This is a genomic window from Lentzea alba (assembly GCF_047445655.1).
In the GTDB taxonomy this organism is placed as follows: Bacteria; Actinomycetota; Actinomycetes; order Mycobacteriales; family Pseudonocardiaceae; genus Lentzea; species Lentzea alba_A.
This window is the reverse complement of the sequence record NZ_JAJAEG010000017.1, coordinates 109,802-129,187: the sequence shown is the minus strand read 5'-3', so window position 1 is coordinate 129,187 and position 19,386 is coordinate 109,802. Positions and strand designations below refer to the sequence as shown.

The window sequence follows — 19,386 nt, the reverse complement described above, 5'->3', positions numbered from 1 at the left end:
AGCCATACTCAGACGTTCCCCGAACGCCCGCGAACGGTGGCGAACAGTGCCGTACGAACGACGATTGAGACGGAAACTGAGACGGATCCATCCACTGTGGACACTGCCTGAGCGCGCTTCTGCGCCCTCTCGGCACCCAACACAGCGGGCCTCTCAAACTGTCCCGCCTGCGTCGCCCTCAGAGCCCGCCTCAGAGCGCCCCGCCGACAACCGCCGCGTCTGACAGTCACTCTCCCGCCTGGTTCCACACGTGCCTCCTGCTCGCACTGAGCAGTCGGACAGGAGCTATCGAGGGAAGACACGAGATGTCCCACAGTGGGACACTGACGGGCATGAGCGAACAGCGGACGCTGACCGCAGCGGTACACCAGGAAGAGGATTGGTACATCGCTCAGTGTCTTGAGATCGACGTGGCCAGTCAGGGTCAGTCGATCGAGGAAGCGCTGAGCAACCTCCGTGAAGCAGTCGAGCTGTACCTGTCCGAGGTGCCTGAACCTCCGGTCACCTCGACGCCGTTGGTGACCTCGTTCCAGGTGCCGGGCACGGCCGCGTGAGTCCTGCACTGTCGGACGTTGCCGTCCGCAAGGTCACCCGCGTCTTGGAATCGCTCGGATTCGAGCACGCCCGCACCAAAGGCAGCCACGCCGTCTACCGGCATGACGACGGCCGCACGGTCATTGTGCCCATGCACGGCACCGTGAAGCGCGGAACGCTCGCCTCGATCATCCGGCAGGCAGGGCTGACACCAGCCGAGTTCCTGGCGCTGTTGTAGGGCTTCCCCCATGAGCAATGACCAGACTCCTGTCTCAACCGATAAACCGGCGACGACAGCAGATAACCCGCAGAGCGACATCGAACCATCGTGGTTCCACAAAAACTCCACCCTGCTGATTACCATCACTGGCACTCTTCTTGTCGCAATCCTAAGCGGCATCTTTGCGCTAGTAGGCAGCAGGATAGGTGCCGATGGCGCATTTCGAGCGGGCATAGCACAACAACAGGCAGCGCTAGATTCAACCAGGACCGAGGAAGCGCGCAAGAAGCGCGGTGAAGTCTACGCGGCGTTGCTTGAATCAGCGGACGCCCTAGAGGCGGAAATCGACAGAGTTGTGCGCGCCCAAGAGCGCAATAATTCGAATACATACGAAGACCTAGCTCGGCTAATCGCAGCGTCCACGCTCCAAAAGGGCAACATGGACATGAGAAGCAAAATGAATCAGGTCTACGTCTACGGTAGCGACGAGGGACTTGCAGCCGCACTTGAGTTGGAATCCACCGTAATGTTGGACCTACAACCAACGGTCGACACAGTAAAGATAGAAAAAGTCAAGACGGATGAATACCTAAAGAACTATGGTGCTTTGCAGCGCGTGATGTGCCGCGAGGCATCCGCACAACCACGCCGTGGGTGCACCTAGCCTGTACAGGCCGATGCACCCTGGCCCCCTGAGGTCGGTAACTACGGTAACTGCGGTAACCGTGCAGGTCAGACGGTTACCGATAGAGGTACGGTTACCGATCGGAACGGTAACCAGCAACGTCGCTCTCACGGCACACAGCGACACAAACGCTGAAGCCGGAGGGGTGAACCAATGGGGATGTTCGGCGACCGCATCCGGGTAGCCCGCAAACTCTTCACCAGCCAAGATGCTTGTGCCGGCCACCGGATTACGGTTCCCCGCGGTAAGTACCAATGCCTTACTGAGGCGCCTCACACTGCACACCGTCAACGCACTCGGGTTACTGCAGCGATCGGTAACCGCCCCCTCTGCGGTAACCGTCTGACCTGCACGGTTACCGCAGTTACCGCAGTTACCGACTCTCCGGAACCCCCTCCCGGCTACAGCGGTCCAGCCTACACCACTACTTTCTGACATCCGTTTCAGAGTCAGCAGTTCCTGAAACCCTACGCCGGTCAATTGTTGATCGCTACCTAAGATATCAGGTTCACGAAGACGCCAAGCGCAATAGTAAGAAAAATACCGAGGATGAAAGCCAAACGTCGACTCCCCGTCGACGATCCCCCTTCGCCGTGAACATCCAAAGGAGGAAAAATGTAGCTCCACAAAGGTGAATATATGGCTATCACTGGCCATAGCCCCAGCCCGATAGCGGAGACGAACGTAGTCCAGGCTTGCGCCGAAGGCCCCAAGAGCCTGTAATGCATAAATCCAATCGACACAGATACGACCAGAAACATCCCTAGCGCAACCGCCCGACGCGGACCATCTGAGCGCATTGAAGCCCACTTGGGGACGCCTTTCGCAATCTCATCTGATAGATGAGAAAACGCCTGCCTGGCCCACGCCTGATCAGTCGAGCTAATAGTTAGCTCAATGCCGGGCTTGGGCCCAAACTTCCTCAGAGAGATAGAGAGATCCTCCTCGTAGGATCTACCAAGGTCGGCTTCATAGAACACCGAGTTAAAGCTTCTATGGTCGAACTCCTGGATTATCTCGCTCAGACTCCCTTCCGCGATGCCAGCAGAGTCGACAAGTTTTGCTTTTAAGGCGATTCGGTCTTCTAGATCTTTTCGCTTCGACGCCCTAGACTCTCGCGCCCAGTCCAATTCGAACTCTTGTGCACTACCCGTCTTTGCCTTTTCTATTTCTTCAAGTTCAGACTGGGACTCTGTATCAAACGCCCGCAAGAGCGCTTCTTTCTTGGCTTGAACATGCTTCTCCGTCTCATCTCCAAGCCTGCGCAGATCCGCAACAGATCCTGCCCACGATTTCCAGGAGCGAGACAATGTGACCGTTCTCTTTACCGTCACCACTTAACTCTTTCTACTCACCAAAGTAGATACAGATTACCTACCATTCAACAGACACTAACTGGTGGCGCGCGTTCATACCCCAGCCTCAGTCAGCAATGCACCCATACTGTCGATCACCACTTCGGCGCCTGCATCCACAAGTTCAGCGCGCCGACCGGCTCTTTCGGAGTAGCCGATAGGATGCACGTCGGCGAGTAGGCATGCCTCGACGTCTGTAACTGTGTCACCGATAAGGACGGCAGATTCAGGTCTGACCCCAAGCGCATTTACAGCGCGAATCAGCGCATCCGGATTGGGTTTCATGCGCGCGGGTTCCCCATAAGGGCGCCCCGCCACGAAGTCAACAAAAGAGGTCAATCCATGAGAGCGGAGATACTTCTCGATAGCCGGACCAGAATTGTTGCTCACAACGGCTGTAGCTTGACCACGGCGTTGCGCGTCCTCGATCGCCGCGTGCGCGAACCGCGCTGGCGCAGCACTCTCGACCGCGACACTTTCCGCTGCGCATAGAACGTCATCTACGAGCGACACCAGACGTGGATGAGTCAGATCAGTCCAGCGGAGCACCTCCATCGGATCTGTCTCACGTGCAATCACCTCAGGCAGCTCACCCACCTCAGCGCCAAGCACCTTGAGCATTTCCACAGCCACGTCTGGAGCCGGATAGCCAGCAAACACACTACAAATCGGGCCGTCGAAATCGAAGAACGCTGCCTCCGCAGCACGAAGCAACCCAGCGAGATCAGTCACGTGCATACTCCCGAGAGATGGTGTTCCAGAGAGAGTCAAACCAGGTCCGCGCTTGGATTACGTACTCAGCCGCAGTAGAGGTGTCGTCCCCTTTGCTGATCGAGTACTGAAATAGGGTCGCATCCTTCCCCATCGGGTCAAAGATGGGAACAGGTTCGCTATCGATCGTCACATCGTGCTGCACGACCGGGTAGAAGCCGAAGAACGCCTCTTCATTGTTCAGGATGTACAGCTTGAACAGCGGAGCGACTCCGTGGACGCGCACCTGAGCAGTAGCGGACTTCACCAATCCCATGTCCGCGAGTTCCTCGACGTCATCCACGATACTTTCAATCGCGCGCCGCGTGATTCTCCCTTGACGCTTTCGGACGGCAGGGTCGTCAGCCGCCGTGTCTGCTCGGCACGGCAACGCCATTGGCACGCTCATATCGGAAACCATGATCCGAACAGCAATCGACTCGGGAGTGAGCCGCCCTGCCCTGACTTTGTCGAGTACTTCAGACAGGGTGTTTCGCAACGTTTCAGCGCCGAATCCCGCGAAATCGATCGCGACGTGCGCGCTCTCGAACGCCGCTTCGACATGCGGCCGAAGCCCAACCGGACGCTCCGTTTGAGCGCGGACAAACGTCCCGCTCCCCTGCCTGCTGATGATCAAGCGTTCATTCGCCAGCACACGGAGCGCCGCCTTTACCGTCTCCCGCGCTACTCCGTACCGGCTCGCAAGCTCCGGCTGGGAGGGGAGCTTGTCCCCAGGCTGGAGCTTTCGCGTCAAGATCGCAGCGCGCAGCTTGTTCGCAATCTGCTGCGACTCTGTGCGCGGATCGTCCGGGTCGAGGTCCGTCAGATGCTGCAACGCGTCGGTCATGGGGCACAGCGTACATGCCCTGACTAGCCAAGACAGTCTTTCTCCGGCCAACCGGTTGACATGACTAGCCAGGTAGGTCAAGCTCATCCCCAGCACCCCACCTGACTAGCCAGGTGAGCCAAGCTGGAGGAGACACCAGATGCTCAAGCCCCACGACCTCAGGGAGTTCAGCCCGGACGGGCTGAACGAAGCGTCGATTGACCTGCTGATCGCTGCCGTCGAGGACGAGTTGGCGGAGCTGCCGTTCGTCGCAACGTCCGCGTTGCTGGACGGAACGGCCCGCACGCAGAGGTCCCGCCGCATCGAGCGCCGCACCTTGGGCGGCACGGTGCGCGTTCTGCGCGTCGAGGCCATCACGTCCACGCCGTTCGGGACGGAGGCGGCCTGATGACGAACTTTCTTCAGCTGCACAGCCATTTCGTTCAGCAGATGCCGGGCGGTATCAGCGTCAACAACCTGCGCAGCACGCTGACGTTGGGCGACGGTTCCACGGTCCAGTTCGCGTTGCCGTGTCTGCCGATCGGTGGCGGCCTGGTCCTCGTTCCGGCCGTCTACACCGAGGGCCCGAGCGGCGTCCGCATGGACTTCGGGCGTTGGTCGCCTGGCTACTGCGCCAACGGGTTCGGCGTGATCCTGCCGTTCTCGACTACCGATCAGGCGTTGGCGGTGCGGGTCTGCCAGTCCTTTCACGCCGCGCCGGACACCGCGTGGACCGACTCCGTCGACACGGTCATGGCCTGGTTGCGGGCCAGCGGATTCGGTGCCAGTTCGTGAAGCCCCAGGCCTGTGGACGGTTCTTGGCGGGACGCAGCCACAGGCCTGGGGTGCCCATCTCCGATCATCAGACCGAAGGGCGACACCAGTGTCTACGACGACACCTTACGACGACACGGCCGAGCAGCCGCCGTCCCTGATCGAGGTCTTGGCCGACTGGACGAGGCGGACGCCGGACGCGGACGCCTCTACCGAGGTCATCGCTACCTGGTTCGAGCTCAAGGCCGACCTGCTCGCGCCGATCACCTCCGACCCCACTCACCCGGACCACGTCGCGGCACAGAGCTTCGCTGCCCGCGCCGTCCACTCCGCGAACACGTTGCGCAGTAAGGAGAACGAGCGATGACCACCATCGTGGACCGGGTCGAGCCGTGGATGCTCGTGGCGCTCGCGCTGGGCGTGTTCGCTCTGATCGCCGTGATGCGCGCTACCGCCAAGACCGTGCGCAAGACGCGCCAGGTGTCGCGGATGGGCGGCAACGCGGTGCGGACGCTGCTGGGCATGGCCGCGATCGGTGGCATGCAGTGGCTGATCATCGCGAACGCCTCCGACTGGCGAGTGGTCGCCGTCGCTCTGGCACCGCCCGCACTCGTCACCGCCGCACTGATCGTGCGGACCCTCACTGTCACCACCACCGAGCACGCTCACGTCAAGGGGGCCAAGCGATGACCAGCGCGTACCCGATCACCGTGGACGACCTCACCGAGCGTGTGAAGGCCTTCGCGGTCGAGCAGGGCGAGATCCCCTCCCGCAACCGGATCAAGACCGAGTTCAAGGTGGGTGCGCCCAAGGCAACCGCCGTCCTGGAAGCGCTGAGCGCGGCCGGGTTCGACCCCACCCGACCAGACGCGGAGGAGATCGAGAGCCCGCGTCGACTGCACGCGGTACCGGTCGCCGAGGTCGAGGACACCGAGCCCGCTGCGATGGTGGAGCCGGTTCCGACGCCGGTGGTCGAGGTTGAGCCGACGACGGCCGCGACCGAGGTCACCGTGGTTGTGGACCCAGTCCCCGCCGTGGTCGAGCCGACCGAGGTTGTCGACGAGGTGCCCGTGTCGGCACCGTCCAAGCGGGTTCGGTCGTGGCCGCTGCTGTTGCTCGCAGCGGGTGCGTTCGTCGCCATCTGGGGTGGCTGGGTGGGTCTGGGTGAGCTGACCGGGTTCGGCCCGATCCGGCTGTTGCCCGGTATCGCTGACTCGTTCGTCATCAACTCCGCGATCACTCTGCCCATCGGTGTCGAGGCCTACGCCGCGTACGCCCTGCGGGTCTGGCTGTCCGGTCACACCCGGTCCGCCAAGGCACGCCGGTTCGCCCGCTGGTCCGCCATCGGCTCACTGGTCCTCGGCGCGGCCGGGCAGGTCGCCTACCACCTCATGGTCGCCGCTGGCGTCACCACGGCCCCGTGGTGGATCACCACGTTCGTGTCCTGCCTTCCCGTGGTCGTGCTCGGCTGCGGCGCGGCGCTGACCCACCTCCTGAACGACGACGACACGGAGGCGCAGCGATGAGCCGCCCCACCCAAACCCCCGACGACCTCAACGACAACACGGAGGTGAGCAACGTGGTTGCCTTCCCCATCACCGCAGAGCCGACCACCGACGCTGACGAGGTCGAGGACTCGGGCGCGCTGGTCGAGATCGACCAGGCCGACGAGGTTGAGGTTCTCGACGGCGAGATCGTCGACGAGGACGAGGGACCGCGTGCGGGAACTTTGCCGGCCGAATTGGCGGGACCCGCGCGGCGTGAGTTGCTGCCGATCATTCCGGCGTGGCTTGCTGACCGCGACCAGTTCGAGGCGACGGTGCGGTGGGCCTGGACGTACTGCCACCACACCGCTCGCTACCACGCTGTTCGCGTCCCGCTGTACACGCTCAAGCTCACCGCAGCGTCTCCCCGCGGAATTGGCCGCGCGGTGATGACGTGGCAGCGCTGGGCGTTCGACACCGAGTCCCGCGCGCTCCGTCAGTCCACGATCGACGCTGCCGACCCGTCCGCATACCTGGCGCTGTCGAGGCAGCGTGACAACCACGTCCGGCTGCGCCTGCGGGTCAGCGCGGTCACCGCGTTCCTGTCCGCCCTCGGACTCGGTGTCGTGTGGCTGATGTACCCCGACGCCATGCAGACGGTCCTGATGTGGACGGTCGTGGTCTCCATCATCGCGTTCGGTCTGCTCGGACGCCGTGAGGACAAGCCGATCGTCAAGGCCGCTGTATTGGGTCAGCAGGCCTCGAAGCTCACGCCGGACGTGGTGGTGCGGGCGTTCGTCGGTGCCGGGCTGTGCAAGGAGGACACGCCCGTCACGTTCGCGCAGCCGATCCAGCGCGAGGGACGCGGCTGGCTTGCCGTGGTCGATCTCCCGTATGGCAGGCACGCCGCGCAGGCTGTCGGCAAGCGCGACTCGCTCGCGTCGGGCCTGAACGTCAACCCCATCACGGTGTTCATCGATCCTGATCAGGTCTCCGCGCGCCGTGTCCGCCTGTGGGTGTCCGATGTGGACGTGTTCGCGCAGAAGCCCGTGACGTCTCCGTTGGCGGCCATGGAAGAGTTCGACTTCTGGCAGCCGATCCCGTTCGGTCTGGACGCCCGCGACCGCAAGGTGATGTTGCCGCTGATCTGGTCGTCGCTGCTAGTCGGTGCGATCCCGCGCATGGGTAAGACGTTCAGTGCGCGCATCCCGACCGCCGCTGCCGCGCTGGACCCCTATGTCGAGCTGTTTGTGTTCAACGGCAAGGGAGACGGCGCGTGGCGGGCGTTCGAGAAGGTCGCCGTGGCCTACGGCGCGGGCGTTCGTGACCAGGTCATGGAGCTGCTCGTCACGACGCTGCGCAGGATGGTCGCGGACATGAACGACCGGTTCGAGCGCATGGCCAAACTGCCCGTGGACGTGTGCCCCGAGGCCAAGCTCACCCCGGCGATGGCGCGCAACAAGCGCCTCAACATGCCGCTCACGGTGCTCTCGATCGACGAGGTTCAGCGGTACCTGGAGCACCCCGAGTACGGCGCGGAAGTCCTTGCGCTGCTTACGGATCTGGCCAAGGTCGGCCCGGCTGCAGGGTACATGCTGATCCTCGCGACGCAGAAGCCGGACGGGAAGGTCATCCCGGACAGCCTGCGTGGACAGCTCGGCTCCCGGTTCGCGATGAAGGTCATGACGTGGCAGGCCTCCGACACCATCCTCGGTGCCGGTAGCTACCAGGCTGGCATGGACGCCTCGAAGCTCTCGCGCTCTCACAAGGGCGTCGGCATCCTGCTCGGCTCGGACGACTCGGAGCTTGCCGAGCAGGGTGGCCAGATCACCCGTACGCATCTGCTGTCCTCCGCCGACGTGGAGGTCATGTGCGACAGGGGACGGGCGTTGCGCTCCGCGCTCGGGTTGCTCAAGGGCATGGCGGCCGGAGAGACGCCGACCGTGGAGACGACGGGGAGCGTCCTGGACGACGTGGCGAACGCGCTCACCGCCGTGGCGGGCAACGCGGCCGGAGCGCACACCGAGGTCGTGCTCGCGCGGCTCGCGGAGATGCGGCCGGAGTTCTACGACGGCTGGACGGGCAGCACCCTCGCGGGCGCGCTCAAGGCCTACGGCGTGGAGCCGACGCAGGTGTGGGGCACCACGCCCGAGGGCGAGAAGAAGAACCGTCAGGGCTACAAGCGTGACGCCGTCGTGGCTGCGCAGTCGGCCCGCATCGATCACGCACGGTGAGCATGCCGGGGGCTAGGGATCGGCTGACGTCTAGCCGTCACCGACCCTAGCCCTAGGGGCAGCCACTAGGGCCGCGCACGCCGGTTGGCCTGCGCACTAGCGCTCTAGTCCGCGGAACGCCCTACCAGCGAAAACACCCGCAAAGCCACGGCCTGGACTCGTTCGCGGGTCCTAGGCCTTCCCTCCGCATACCCATGTGCGACTACGCACAGTCACCTCGGGAGATGTGATGAGCAGCGCTTCACGAGACCGCGACAGGCTCATGCACCACGCACTCACCGCAGCACAGATGGACTACTACGTCTTTCCCCTGCGCCCCGACACCAAGCGCCCCGCACTGCACAGCGCGGAGCGGTGTCCTCGGACCGGAGCGTGCCGCAACGGCCACCTCGGATGGGAACAGCGCGCCACCACCGACCCGGACGTGATCGAGCGGTGCTGGTCCGCAGGACCGTTCAACATCGGCATCGCCACCGGACCGAGCGGCCTGGTCGTGATCGACCTCGACACCCGCAAGTCACCTGACGACGTTCCCCCGCCACGCTGGAGCCGGGAGGGGATTCGCGACGGCCACGACGTGTTCGCCGCCCTCTGCGCGGAGGCAGGCGAAGACATCCCGTGGGAGACCCGCACTGTCCGTACCGCCCGTAGCGGGACGCATCTGTACTTCCGTGAGCCGTCCACTGTGGAACTGCGCAACACCGAGGGCGAACACGGCAACGGACTCGGCTGGAAGGTCGACACCCGCGCACACGGCGGCTACGTCGTCGCTCCCGGCTCGATCACTCCGGACGGCGAGTACTGCCTCACCGAGGACGCTTCTCCTCTGCCCCTCCCGGTGTGGTTGGTTCACTGCCTCACTCCTAGGCCGCGTACGGTCGTCTCAGCGCCCATTGTGGTGCCCTCACAGCGTTTGCCCCGCTACGTCACCGCCGCAGTCGACGGGGAGTGCCGCAAGCTCTCTGCGGCCACCTCAGGCAGCCACGACAGGGCCGCGTTCGTCGCGGGCATCGCCCTCGGACAGCTCGTCGGCGCCGGAGTTCTCCCTCCGGCTACAGCAGAAGCCCATCTCATGGCAGCCGCCGCATCCCTGATCAACGGGGAGTGCGACTGCACCGAGGCCAAGGTGCGCCGCAGCATCCGCAACGGCATCACCGCAGGTACGGAACGTCCGCGAACTATGCCGGCCGAATCCGTCGACATGACCACGCCCCTGTTCACCGAGCGAGGTGCCGCATGACCACGACCACCCTCAACGGCGCTCAGATCCTCGACGACGTCCAGGCGTTCCTGTCGCGGTACAACGCCTTCCCTGATGAGCACTGCGCGCCCATGCTCGCGCTCTGGTACGCCCACACCTGGGGAGCTGAACACTTCTACATCACCCCGCGCGTCGTGCTGTCCAGCGCGGAGCCCGGTTCGGGCAAGACCCGCGTTCTGGAAGTCGCCCGTCACCTGGTCCGCACGCCGGAGATGACGTTCTCGGCTACGCCCGCCGCGTTGTTCCGCATGGTCGGTGCCGGACCGATCACCATCCTGTTTGACGAGGTCGACGCCATTTTCGACAACAAGGGTGGCGGGAACGAAGACCTCCGCGCGCTGGTCAACGCCGGTTACAAGCGCTCCGCGACCGTGGCGCGTTGCAAGGGCGATGCGGGGAACATGGTGATCGAGCGGTTCCCGGTCTACGCGCCTGCGGCTTTGGCAGGCATCGCCGGGAACATGCCAGACACCATCACCACCCGCGCCATCACCATCCACATGCGTCGCCGCCGTCCCGACGAACGAGTCGAGGCGTTCCGCGAACGGAAGGTGGAGGAACAGTCCGCACCGATCCGTGAGGCTCTGGCCACGTGGATGGAGGTGGTCGGCGAACGCGTCGGCGCGGCCTACCCCGACATGCCCGAGGGGGTCACCGACCGTGCGGCCGAGATCTGGGAACCGCTGCTCGCTATCGCTGACTTCGCGGGTGGGCATTGGCCGGAGACCGCCCGTGCCGCGTGCCTGCACTTCGTGACGGCCGCACAGACCAACCCGACGTCCGACCGAATCCGGCTGCTGTCCGATCTCCGCACCGTATTCGCTGACCGTGGCGTAACCCGCATGAGCACCGTGGAAATCCTCGCCGTGCTGCACAGCATGGAAGAAGCACCGTGGGGGGACTTCTACGGCAGGCCGATCAACGCCCGCCAATTGGCGATGGAACTCAGCGCGTACGGCGTGAAGGTCACCGCGTTCAAGAACGGCGCCAAGACCTTCAAGGGCTACGTCATCGACGGCGCTCACGGACTGGGCGATGCATGGGCGCGCTACCTGCCCGAGCCAAAGGCAGACGAGAACTCGGAAGGTGAGCACTGATGAACGAGAACACCGAGTACATCGTTCTGACGGTCGAGCAGGCGGCAAAGCGACTCAACATCGGCCGGACCCTCATGTACGAACTGGTCTCCACTGGCGTTGTGGAGTCGGTTCACATCGGCCGACTGCGCCGCATTCCTTTGCAGGCACTCACGAACTACGTCGCGAAGCTCATGACCAGCACGTCCAATCCGGAAGCCGCTTAGGAGAACAACGTGGGACGCAAGTCGAACGGCGAATCGACAATCTACGAAGGTTCTGACGGCTACTGGCACGGGCGCGTGACTGTCGGCACTAAGGACGATGGCAGCCCCGATCGACGCCACGTGCAGGCCAAGACGCGGCCCGAAGTTGCGAGGAAGGTCGCGAAACTCGAACAGGAGCGCGACGCGGGCAAGGTGCGCAAGACCGGTAAGGCGTGGACGGTTGAGAAGTGGCTGAGTCACTGGCTGGAGAACATCGTTGCTCCGCCTGCAATCACTGAGAACGCGTTCAGCGCTTACGAGGTCGCCACACGCGTACACCTCGTTCCCGGTATCGGAAAGCATCGGCTTGACAAACTCGAACCGGAACACCTGGAGAAGCTTTATCGAAAGATGATCCGGGACGGCGCGAAGTCATCACGTGCACATCAGGTTCACCGCACGATTCGAGCAGCGTTGAACATCGCCGTGCGACGCAAGTACATCACCGAGAACCCAGCCTTGATCGCTCGCGCTCCGAAGGTCGAAGACTTCGAGGTTGAGCCGTACTCGGTGGACGAGGTCAAGAGGCTGATGGAAACCGCACTGAAGCGGCGGAACAGCGTCCGGTGGGCAATCGCACTCGCGCTTGGCTTGCGGCAGGGTGAAGCGTTGGGCCTGCGATGGGCTGACGTGGATCTCGAACTCGGCACGCTGACCGTTCGTCGTAGCCGCTTGCGTCCTCGGTGGAAGCACGGATGTGAGGAGCCCTGCGGGCGAAAGCTCGGTGGGCATTGCCCTCAGAGGGTGGCATTGCGGCAGGAAACGGCCGGTACGAAGTCGAAAGCGGGCACGCGAGGTATTGGCCTGCCTGACGAGTTGGTAGCGCTGCTGAAGAAGCACAAGGCCACTCAGGACAAGGAACGTCGGCAGGCAGCGCAACTCTGGACGGATAGCGGCTACGTCTTCACCACGCCGACCGGTGGCCCGCTGAATCCGCGCACGGACTACACCGAGTGGAAGAACCTGTTGAAGGCCGCCAAGGTGCCGGACGGGCGGCTTCACGACGCCCGCCACACGGCGGCAACGGTGATGCTGCTGCTCGGTGTGGCCGAGCGGACCGTGATGGGGATCATGGGCTGGTCCAACACGGCGATGGCTGCCAAGTACCAGCACATCACCGCCTCAATCCGGCGTGACGTCGCTCAGCGCGTCGGTGGGCTGCTCTGGGAGCCTGCCGAAACGGTGGACGAGACCGACGACGAGGACGGCGCGGCAGGGGTGCCGATTCCGGCCTAGCGGCCACAACTGAGACGACAACTGAGACGAAACGTCAGAGCCCCGATCACCGGTACTGGTGATCGGGGCTCTGACCTGCGGTGGCGGTGGGATTTGAACCCACGGAGGCTTTCACCTCACACGCTTTCGAGGCGTGCTCCTTCGGCCGCTCGGACACGCCACCGCTAAGAACAATACAAGACGGGATCCACCGGGGTTAACGCTGGGTCCGGAAGAAGCGTTCGAGCAGGTCAGCGCACTCCTGTTCCAGCACTCCGCCCTGCACCTCCGGCCGGTGGTTGAGCCGGCGGTCCCGCACGACGTCCCAAAGCGACCCCACAGCCCCGGTTTTGGGCTCCCAGGCGCCGAAAACGAGACGAGAAACACGCGCGAGCACCAACGCGCCGGCGCACATCGTGCAGGGTTCCAGCGTCACCGCGAGCGTGCAGCCGTCGAGCCGCCAGCCGTCACCGAACTTCGAGGCCGCCTGACGCAGAGCCAAGATCTCGGCGTGCGCGGTCGGGTCGCCGAGGGCCTCGCGGGCGTTGCAGGCCGCAGCGAGCACCTCACCCGAAGGAGAGAACACCACGGCGCCGATCGGGACGTCCGCGCCCGAGTCCGCGGCCGCGACGAGTGCGGCCCGGATCATGGCTTCTGGGGAGATCACGCCTGGATCGTGTCGAGCAGCTTCGTGAACTCGTCGATGAAGCCGATGCGCTGGGCGATCATCTGGAGCTGCTCGTCCGGGTAGAGGTCGACCTCGTCGACGATGATCTGGAGCTCGTGCGAGGGCATGCCGAGGTCGGCCAGGATCCCGAGATCACCCTCGGGCCAGAGCTCGGTGTCTTCCTCGTCCGGCGGTTCGACGCGCAACAGGTCGAGGACGTCCGCCGCGATGTCGTAGTCGAGGGCGGCGGCCGCGTCGGACAACAGCAGCGCGACGCCGCCCGGCACGGGGCGCAGGACGATGAAGAACTCGTCGTCGACCGCTAGCAGGCCGAAAACGGCACCGGTCGACCTCAGTTGGCGCAGCTGTGTGATCGCCGCGTCCAGCTCCGACAGCGCGGAGCTGTCCATCCTGCTGCACCGCCAGCGGCCGTCCTCTCGGACGACCGCGACCGCGAAGCCGTTGACCGGCTCCTGCTGTGTCATGTGCACACCGTAGGGCCCAGACGACCTTCCCGGTAGCCGAGGTGGTGGCACCATCGGTAGATGAGCACAACTACGCCTGACCCCCGTCTCGCTGGACTGCTCGAGGGGGCGCGTTCGCTGCAGCCCCGCACGGTGGCGCTGCGACGCCAGATCCACAAGCACCCTGAGCAGGGCCTCCAGCTGCCCAAGACACAGGCCGCGATCCTCCACGCGTTGGAGGGGCTGCCTGTCAAGGTCACGAAGGGCGAGTCGACGACCTCGGTCGTTGCGGTGCTCGAAGGCGAACGGCCCGGGCCCACGGTGCTGTTGCGCGGCGACATGGACGGCCTGCCGCTCCAGGAGGACACGGGCCTGCCCTACGCGTCCGAAGTGGACGGCTCGATGCACGCCTGCGGGCACGACACGCACGTGGCGATGCTGGCCTCGTCCGCCCGGCTGCTCGCGGACCGCAGGGACGCTCTCCGGGGCCGCGTCGTGTTCATGTTCCAGCCGGGCGAGGAGGGCTTCCACGGCGCCCGCTACATGATCGAGGAGGGCCTGCTGGACGACGGCGTCGAGAAGGCCTTCGCGCTCCACATCACCTCGACGCTGCGCTCCGGCGTCGTCACGTGCCGGCCGGGCCCGATCATGGCGTCCGGCGACACGTTCCACATCCACGTGAAGGGCCGCGGCGGGCACGGCGCGATGCCGCACGACGCCCTGGACCCGGTGCCGGCCGCGGCCGCGATGGTCGGGGCGATCCAGACGATGCTCGGGCGGCGGATCAGCGTCCACCAGCCCGCCGTCGTCACGGTCGCGCAGATCAAGGCGGGCACGACGACGAACATCATCCCGGAGACCGCCACGCTCGACGGGACGATCCGGACGTTGTCGGAGGCCACGCGGACCCTGGTCCACAAGGAGCTCAAGCAGGTCGTCAAGCACACGGCCGCGGCGTACGGGTGCCATGCCGAGGTCAGCATCGTGCCGGGGTATCCGGTGACGGTGAACGACGAGGTCGTGGGCGCGCACGTCGTGGACCTCGCGGCGCAGGCGATGGGGCCGAAGTGGAGCGAGCCGATGCAGGACCCGTTGATGGGCGCGGAGGACTTCTCCTACGTGCTGCAACGGGTGCCGGGCGCGTTGGCGTTCCTCGGCGCGTGCCCGCGTGGCATCGATCTGGCGGAGGCGGCACCCAACCACTCGAACCGGGTGCTGTTCGACGAGGCGGCGATGGAGCACGGGGTGGCGACGTACGCGGCCTTCGCTCTGGACGCCCTGCGGTAGGTCCAGGCACGTGTCGCACGGAATGATGGGCGCGTGCGAGACGTGTGCGTGATCGGACTGGGACTGATCGGCGGCTCCGTGCTGCGGGCCGCCAAGGCTGCCGGGCGCACGGTGTGGGGTGCGACCGCGAGCAAGGAAGACGCGGACAAGGCGCGCGCTGAGGGCTTCGACGTCACCACGGTCGACGAGGCCCTCAGCCGCAGCGCGGAGGCCCTCGTCGTGCTCGCTGTGCCCCTGCCCGCGCTCCCGGATCTGCTCCGCAAGATCCCCAAGGGCACCCGGCTCACCGACGTGACCAGCGTCAAGGGGCCCGTTCACGACGCCGTGCACCGGTACGCGCCCGAAGTGCGGTTCGTCGGCGGGCACCCCATGGCCGGCACGAGCAGGAGCGGCTGGGACGCGAGCAGCGAGAGCCTCTTCCAGAACGCCGCCTGGGTCGTCACGCCGGAAGAGGCCGACGACCACCTCAACGACGTCATGCAGCTCGCGCTGGACCTGGGTGCGCACGTCGTGCCGACCACGCCCGAGGAGCACGACGAGGCGGTTGCGCGGATCAGCCACCTCCCCCACGTCATGGCGGCGATCCTGGCGGCGGTCGGTGCCGATGGCGGACCGCTGGCGATGGCGCTCGCGGCGGGCAGCTTCGGCGACGGCACGAGGGTCGCGGGCAGCCGGCCGGAACTCGTCAGGGCCATGTGCGAGGGCAATCGGGACGCGCTCCTGATGGCAGTCGACGACGCACTGGGACGGCTCGGCGCGGCAAGAGGATCCCTGGCGTCCACAGGTGGGCTCGCCAAGACGATCGAGGCGGGTCACGACGGCAGGAACGCGCTGGTCAACCAGCCGCAGAGGACCGAGATCACCATCGATCTGACCAAGCCCGGGGCGCTGGCGGCGCTCCGAAATCTTGGGTCGCGCGGTGGACGCGTGGTTGGGCTGAACGGCAGCACCGCCGCAGCGGAAACATCGTAGGGTCGCCGGGTGGATCGACGGACGCTCGCCGGTGGGCTCGGTGGCCTGGCGCTCGTCGTCGCTGCCGTCGTGGCGCTCCGGGTCAGCGACGCGCCGGACACGTTGAAGCGCGAGATCGACGAAGACGTTGAGGTCGTGCAGCAGCAGGAGCCGGCGAAACCGGCCAACGCACGGGCGCAGGCGCTCGACGTGGACGCGCTGCAGCTCGCGTGGAACGGGTCCGCGCCCGCGTACGAGGTGCGGTGGAACGGCAACGAGCAGCTCGTGCCGGGACCCGAGGTCGAACTGCCCGGCCTGAGCCCGGAAGCCCAGGTCGAGGTCGAGATCCGCGCGGTCAACGCGGTCGGCAAGCGGTCCGAGGCCCTCAAGATCGCCGCGACCCCGAAGGACCTCTACAACGACAAGTGGGACGACCAGCTCGTCGGGCAGACGGACCGGTTCGACGGCCCCGAGGCGCTCGACCCTCGCAAGTGGCGCGTCGAGGCGGAGAAGGACTGCCTGGGGCTCAGGCCGTTCGGGCCGAGCAAGCGCATCGACGTCGACTGCCCGATGGCCGCGTTCCAGTCGAACACCCCGATCAGGTTCGGAGTTCCGGCGAACGACGGCGCGATCGGCCGGGCGATCATCAGCGTCGCGGGCGCGGCCGAGTCGAGCCACGTGCGGCTCACGCTGCTGACGGACCCGTGGCAGTACCTCAAGGAATCCGACGTCGAACCCCGCGGCGCGGTCAGCCTGGACATCACGACCCAGGGCACGCGGATCATCGCGGACCCGGACCTGCCCCGCACCGCCAAGGAGGTCCCGCTCGGCGACTCACCGCTGACCGGGCTCGTGGCCGGGGTGCGGCACCGGTGGGAGATGCGGGTGCTGCCCGACGCGGTGGTCGCCCTCCGGGACGGCGTGGTGGTCGCCGCCGAGCCGGTGGTGCTCAAGACACCGGTGCTGCACCCGAGGATCCGGATCGACGGCGGCGGCTTCCTGGACTCGTTCGGCGTCGGTGGCGTGCCGGAACGGGTGCTGCCCACCGAGGTCATCCCGCTGACCCCGAACACCGAGGTGCCGCAGGACGCAGTGGCGGCGAAGCTCGTCACGCTCGAACCCGGCAACCAGGTGAAGATCATCGACGTGCCCGTGACCAGCAGGAAGATCTCCTCGGTGCATCCGGGACAGCTCGTGGTCATCCGCAAGCCCGAAAGCCGTCCCGGCGCCCTCCCGAGGCTCGTGGACCGCCCAGGCGGCATCAAGACCGGCGCCCCGCGGCTGCACGTCATGCACGAGGACGGCACCAAGCCCCCGCAACAGCTGCCGCCCACCGGTCGCATCCTCGTGACGGCCGAGGTCAACGCCATCGGGCACCGCGGGATCGAGCTCGAGCTCGACGGCAAGCGGATCGTCGCGCTGCCGACCAACGAGCAGGGCGCCGCGGTCCCCGGCAGGCACGAATTCTGGCTCGACGCGAAGAAGCTCTCCCCCGGGTCGTCCGCGAGGCTCAAGCTGAGCGTCCTTCCGGCGGACCAGGGTGAACCTGTTACCACCGAAACCGTGTTCGAGCTGGGTAAAACGCCTTAGCGTGACCCGCATGAAGCGGGTCGCCTTCGCTGTCGCAGGCCTCGCGTTGGTGGTGGGCGTGATCGTCCTGCGCGACACCGACGGGAGCGAGACGACCCTGCCTCCGGCTCCCCCGCCACCGACGAAGCTCAAGCCGTACGAGGCGGAGCAGGTGCTGCTGCCCAGCCCGACCGGCCGACCCACCACACCGTCGAACGTCATCGCCCGCGCCGGCCACCACAGGATCCAGCTGAACTGGACCGGCGACGCCCCCGCCTACGAGGTGCGCTGGGGCGAGCGGTCCAAGCTCGTCACCAGGCCCGGCACGCAGCTCAACGGCCTCGCCAACGACCGCGAGCAGCAGGTCGAGATCCGCGCGGTCGACTCGTTCGGGCAACGCTCCCAGCCCGCCACCACGAAGGCGACTCCGCGCGCGGACAGCGCGCCCTACACGTTCGTCGACCGCTTCGACGCCGCCGACGAGCCCGACCTGCAACGCTGGCGGCTCGCCAAGCGCACCGACTGCGCCCGTGCCACCTCCGGCGACGAGGACGACCACGACCGGCTCGTGATCAGCAGCAGCTGCGGCACCCGCGCGGTGACGTTGAGGTCCCGCACGCCGTTCGTCCGCAGCGACGACGAGAGCAGGCTCGTGGTCGACACGGACGCCCCGGGCACCGGCGGCAAACTGCTGCTCGACCTCGTACCCGGCCCGGTCAGCGTGCAGAGCGACCCGGCACTGCCCAACACCGTCCGCGCGACCGTCTCGACCGACGCGTCCGGCAACTCGATCGTCGAGCTCGTCCCGGACGGCACCGCGGTGAAGCCCATCCCAGCCGCCTTACCGGGGGTGACGGTCCGCTGGGAGGTCGTGCTGACGAAGAACGGCATCCAGGTCGAACGCGACGGAGACATCGTCGCGACCTCGCCGTTCGTGCCGGAGTGGCGCGAGGCGACGGCTCTGATCGGCGTCGCGGCGCTGGCCGGCGACCGGATCCGCGCCGGTTTCGACCTCGTCGGTTACCGGACCGCCAAGGCCGACGCACCGCCCGCCGTGCCGACCCCGCAGGTCCGCGTGGACGGCCCGTCGAGCAGCACACTCCCCATCCCGGACGTCACCGCAGGTCAGCTCCGCATCGCGCTGGTCCCGTCGCGAGAGAGCGAGCCCGTCACGGCCGTGCGGATCAACGGCGTCGAGGTGCCGCTGAGTCCCGCCGTCCCCGGAACGCCCTGGAAGCCCGGCGTCGAGTACCCGGCCGTCGCCGAGCTGCCCAAAGAGGCCTTCACCGACAACCTGAACGTCCAGCTCGCCACTGAAGAACGCGTCCAGGTCACCCACACCGACGTCGAGCTGACCGGCCCCAAGAGCACCCCGCAACGCCAGTCCGGCACGCCGCTCGTCGACGCCCACCCGGTGCTCGCCGACCCCGTGCCCGAGGTACTGGACGCCGGTGGCCAGCCCGTCGAGAACGGCGCCGCGCTCAACCGCGGACGCGTCGTGCTGGAAATCCGCATCAACGCCCTGGACGCCTCCGTCGCGGGCCTCGCCGGGTTCGAGGTGCGGCTCGACGGCACCCACGTCGCCACGGTCCCGACGACCACCGACGGACCGGGCGCCGCAGGCCGGTGGCGGATTTCACTCAATGCGGGCTCCCTCGCGGCAGGTGCGCACGCCATCGAGGTCAGGGCCTTCAGCACCGATCCAGACGTACGCCCCGAAACGGGTTACGTTCCCTTCTTGCTGAAGCCTTAGTGCTTCAAGATGGAG

22 protein-coding genes and 1 tRNA gene are annotated in these 19,386 nt (G+C 66.0%); 17 read left to right on the top strand and 6 right to left on the bottom strand.

The window, feature by feature from the left end:
- Nucleotides 1-332: 332 nt before the first annotated feature.
- The 3 genes from LFM09_RS27625 to LFM09_RS27615 are packed head-to-tail and all read left to right on the top strand — an operon-like array spanning nt 333 to nt 1,418.
- Nucleotides 333-554: a type II toxin-antitoxin system HicB family antitoxin gene (locus LFM09_RS27625; RefSeq protein WP_363836974.1), complete on the top strand. Its 222-nt coding sequence runs from the start codon at nt 333-335 to the stop codon at nt 552-554.
- Nucleotides 551-772, top strand: coding sequence for a type II toxin-antitoxin system HicA family toxin (locus LFM09_RS27620; RefSeq protein WP_414099472.1), 222 nt, complete (start codon nt 551-553; stop codon nt 770-772). The genes LFM09_RS27625 and LFM09_RS27620 overlap by 4 nt, the downstream gene beginning before the upstream one ends.
- 10 nt (nt 773-782) lie before the next feature.
- On the top strand, nt 783-1,418 hold the full coding sequence (locus LFM09_RS27615; protein ID WP_414099471.1) for a hypothetical protein: 636 nt from the start codon (nt 783-785) through the stop codon (nt 1,416-1,418).
- A 515-nt stretch (nt 1,419-1,933) separates the two neighbouring features.
- Here the strand turns inward: LFM09_RS27615 and LFM09_RS27610 are convergent.
- The 3 genes from LFM09_RS27610 to LFM09_RS27600 all read right to left on the bottom strand — a co-directional run bounded on the left by LFM09_RS27610 (nt 1,934) and on the right by LFM09_RS27600 (nt 4,391).
- Complete coding sequence (locus LFM09_RS27610; RefSeq protein WP_414099470.1) at nt 1,934-2,773, bottom strand: hypothetical protein; 840 nt, start codon at nt 2,771-2,773, stop codon at nt 1,934-1,936.
- 75 nt (nt 2,774-2,848) lie between these two features.
- Nucleotides 2,849-3,526: an HAD family hydrolase gene (locus LFM09_RS27605; RefSeq protein WP_414099469.1), complete on the bottom strand. Its 678-nt coding sequence runs from the start codon at nt 3,524-3,526 to the stop codon at nt 2,849-2,851.
- Complete coding sequence (locus LFM09_RS27600) at nt 3,519-4,391, bottom strand: GntR family transcriptional regulator (RefSeq protein ID WP_414099468.1); 873 nt, start codon at nt 4,389-4,391, stop codon at nt 3,519-3,521. Before LFM09_RS27600 ends, LFM09_RS27605 begins: the two co-directional genes overlap by 8 nt.
- A gap of 139 nt (nt 4,392-4,530) precedes the next feature.
- On the opposite strand from LFM09_RS27600, the gene LFM09_RS27595 reads away from it, so the two are divergent.
- The 10 genes from LFM09_RS27595 (at nt 4,531) to LFM09_RS27550 (ending at nt 12,701) form a co-directional block, all read left to right on the top strand.
- Nucleotides 4,531-4,779 (top strand): hypothetical protein, encoded by a 249-nt coding sequence (locus LFM09_RS27595; RefSeq protein ID WP_414099467.1) that lies wholly within the window; start codon nt 4,531-4,533, stop codon nt 4,777-4,779.
- Nucleotides 4,779-5,165 carry a hypothetical protein gene (locus LFM09_RS27590; protein WP_414099466.1) on the top strand — a complete coding sequence of 129 codons (387 nt, stop codon included), beginning with the start codon at nt 4,779-4,781 and terminating at the stop codon, nt 5,163-5,165. Before LFM09_RS27595 ends, LFM09_RS27590 begins: the two co-directional genes overlap by 1 nt.
- Before the next feature lie 88 nt (nt 5,166-5,253).
- Complete coding sequence (locus LFM09_RS27585; protein WP_414099465.1) at nt 5,254-5,511, top strand: hypothetical protein; 258 nt, start codon at nt 5,254-5,256, stop codon at nt 5,509-5,511.
- Nucleotides 5,508-5,834, top strand: coding sequence for a hypothetical protein (locus LFM09_RS27580; protein ID WP_414099464.1), 327 nt, complete (start codon nt 5,508-5,510; stop codon nt 5,832-5,834). The genes LFM09_RS27585 and LFM09_RS27580 overlap by 4 nt, the downstream gene beginning before the upstream one ends.
- Nucleotides 5,831-6,670, top strand: coding sequence for an ABC transporter permease (locus LFM09_RS27575; protein ID WP_414099463.1), 840 nt, complete (start codon nt 5,831-5,833; stop codon nt 6,668-6,670). Before LFM09_RS27580 ends, LFM09_RS27575 begins: the two co-directional genes overlap by 4 nt.
- Nucleotides 6,667-8,862 (top strand): hypothetical protein, encoded by a 2,196-nt coding sequence (locus LFM09_RS27570; RefSeq protein WP_414099462.1) that lies wholly within the window; start codon nt 6,667-6,669, stop codon nt 8,860-8,862. Before LFM09_RS27575 ends, LFM09_RS27570 begins: the two co-directional genes overlap by 4 nt.
- Nucleotides 8,863-9,091: 229 nt before the next feature.
- The gene (locus tag LFM09_RS27565; RefSeq protein WP_414099461.1) at nt 9,092-10,102 is read left to right on the top strand and encodes a bifunctional DNA primase/polymerase; all 1,011 of its coding nucleotides are present in this window, start codon (nt 9,092-9,094) and stop codon (nt 10,100-10,102) included.
- On the top strand, nt 10,099-11,220 hold the full coding sequence (locus LFM09_RS27560; RefSeq protein ID WP_414099460.1) for a DUF3631 domain-containing protein: 1,122 nt from the start codon (nt 10,099-10,101) through the stop codon (nt 11,218-11,220). The genes LFM09_RS27565 and LFM09_RS27560 overlap by 4 nt, the downstream gene beginning before the upstream one ends.
- Entirely contained in the window at nt 11,220-11,426 is a 207-nt protein-coding gene (locus tag LFM09_RS27555) for an excisionase family DNA-binding protein (protein ID WP_414099459.1), read from the top strand. Before LFM09_RS27560 ends, LFM09_RS27555 begins: the two co-directional genes overlap by 1 nt.
- Before the next feature lie 9 nt (nt 11,427-11,435).
- Entirely contained in the window at nt 11,436-12,701 is a 1,266-nt protein-coding gene (locus LFM09_RS27550) for a tyrosine-type recombinase/integrase (RefSeq protein ID WP_414099458.1), read from the top strand.
- A 78-nt stretch (nt 12,702-12,779) separates the two neighbouring features.
- On the opposite strand, the gene LFM09_RS27545 is transcribed toward LFM09_RS27550, so the two are convergent.
- From LFM09_RS27545 to LFM09_RS27535, 3 genes are all read right to left on the bottom strand, one after another.
- Nucleotides 12,780-12,864: transfer RNA gene (locus tag LFM09_RS27545), tRNA-Ser, on the bottom strand.
- A gap of 33 nt (nt 12,865-12,897) precedes the next feature.
- On the bottom strand, nt 12,898-13,329 hold the full coding sequence (locus tag LFM09_RS27540; protein WP_414099568.1) for a nucleoside deaminase: 432 nt from the start codon (nt 13,327-13,329) through the stop codon (nt 12,898-12,900).
- A 14-nt stretch (nt 13,330-13,343) separates the two neighbouring features.
- Nucleotides 13,344-13,832 (bottom strand): tRNA adenosine deaminase-associated protein, encoded by a 489-nt coding sequence (locus tag LFM09_RS27535; RefSeq protein WP_414099457.1) that lies wholly within the window; start codon nt 13,830-13,832, stop codon nt 13,344-13,346.
- Nucleotides 13,833-13,892: 60 nt separating this feature from the next.
- Between LFM09_RS27535 and LFM09_RS27530 the strand changes: the two genes are divergently transcribed.
- The 4 genes from LFM09_RS27530 to LFM09_RS27515 are packed head-to-tail and all read left to right on the top strand — an operon-like array spanning nt 13,893 to nt 19,371.
- Nucleotides 13,893-15,098, top strand: a complete 1,206-nt coding sequence (locus tag LFM09_RS27530; RefSeq protein WP_414099456.1) for a M20 metallopeptidase family protein — start codon at nt 13,893-13,895, stop codon at nt 15,096-15,098.
- A 33-nt stretch (nt 15,099-15,131) separates the two neighbouring features.
- A complete protein-coding gene (locus LFM09_RS27525) occupies nt 15,132-16,070 on the top strand; it encodes a prephenate dehydrogenase (protein ID WP_414099455.1) in 939 nt (312 codons plus the stop codon).
- A gap of 9 nt (nt 16,071-16,079) precedes the next feature.
- The gene (locus LFM09_RS27520) at nt 16,080-17,639 is read left to right on the top strand and encodes a hypothetical protein (RefSeq protein ID WP_414099454.1); all 1,560 of its coding nucleotides are present in this window, start codon (nt 16,080-16,082) and stop codon (nt 17,637-17,639) included.
- A 10-nt stretch (nt 17,640-17,649) separates the two neighbouring features.
- Nucleotides 17,650-19,371: a hypothetical protein gene (locus tag LFM09_RS27515; protein WP_414099453.1), complete on the top strand. Its 1,722-nt coding sequence runs from the start codon at nt 17,650-17,652 to the stop codon at nt 19,369-19,371.
- Nucleotides 19,372-19,386: the final 15 nt, after the last annotated feature.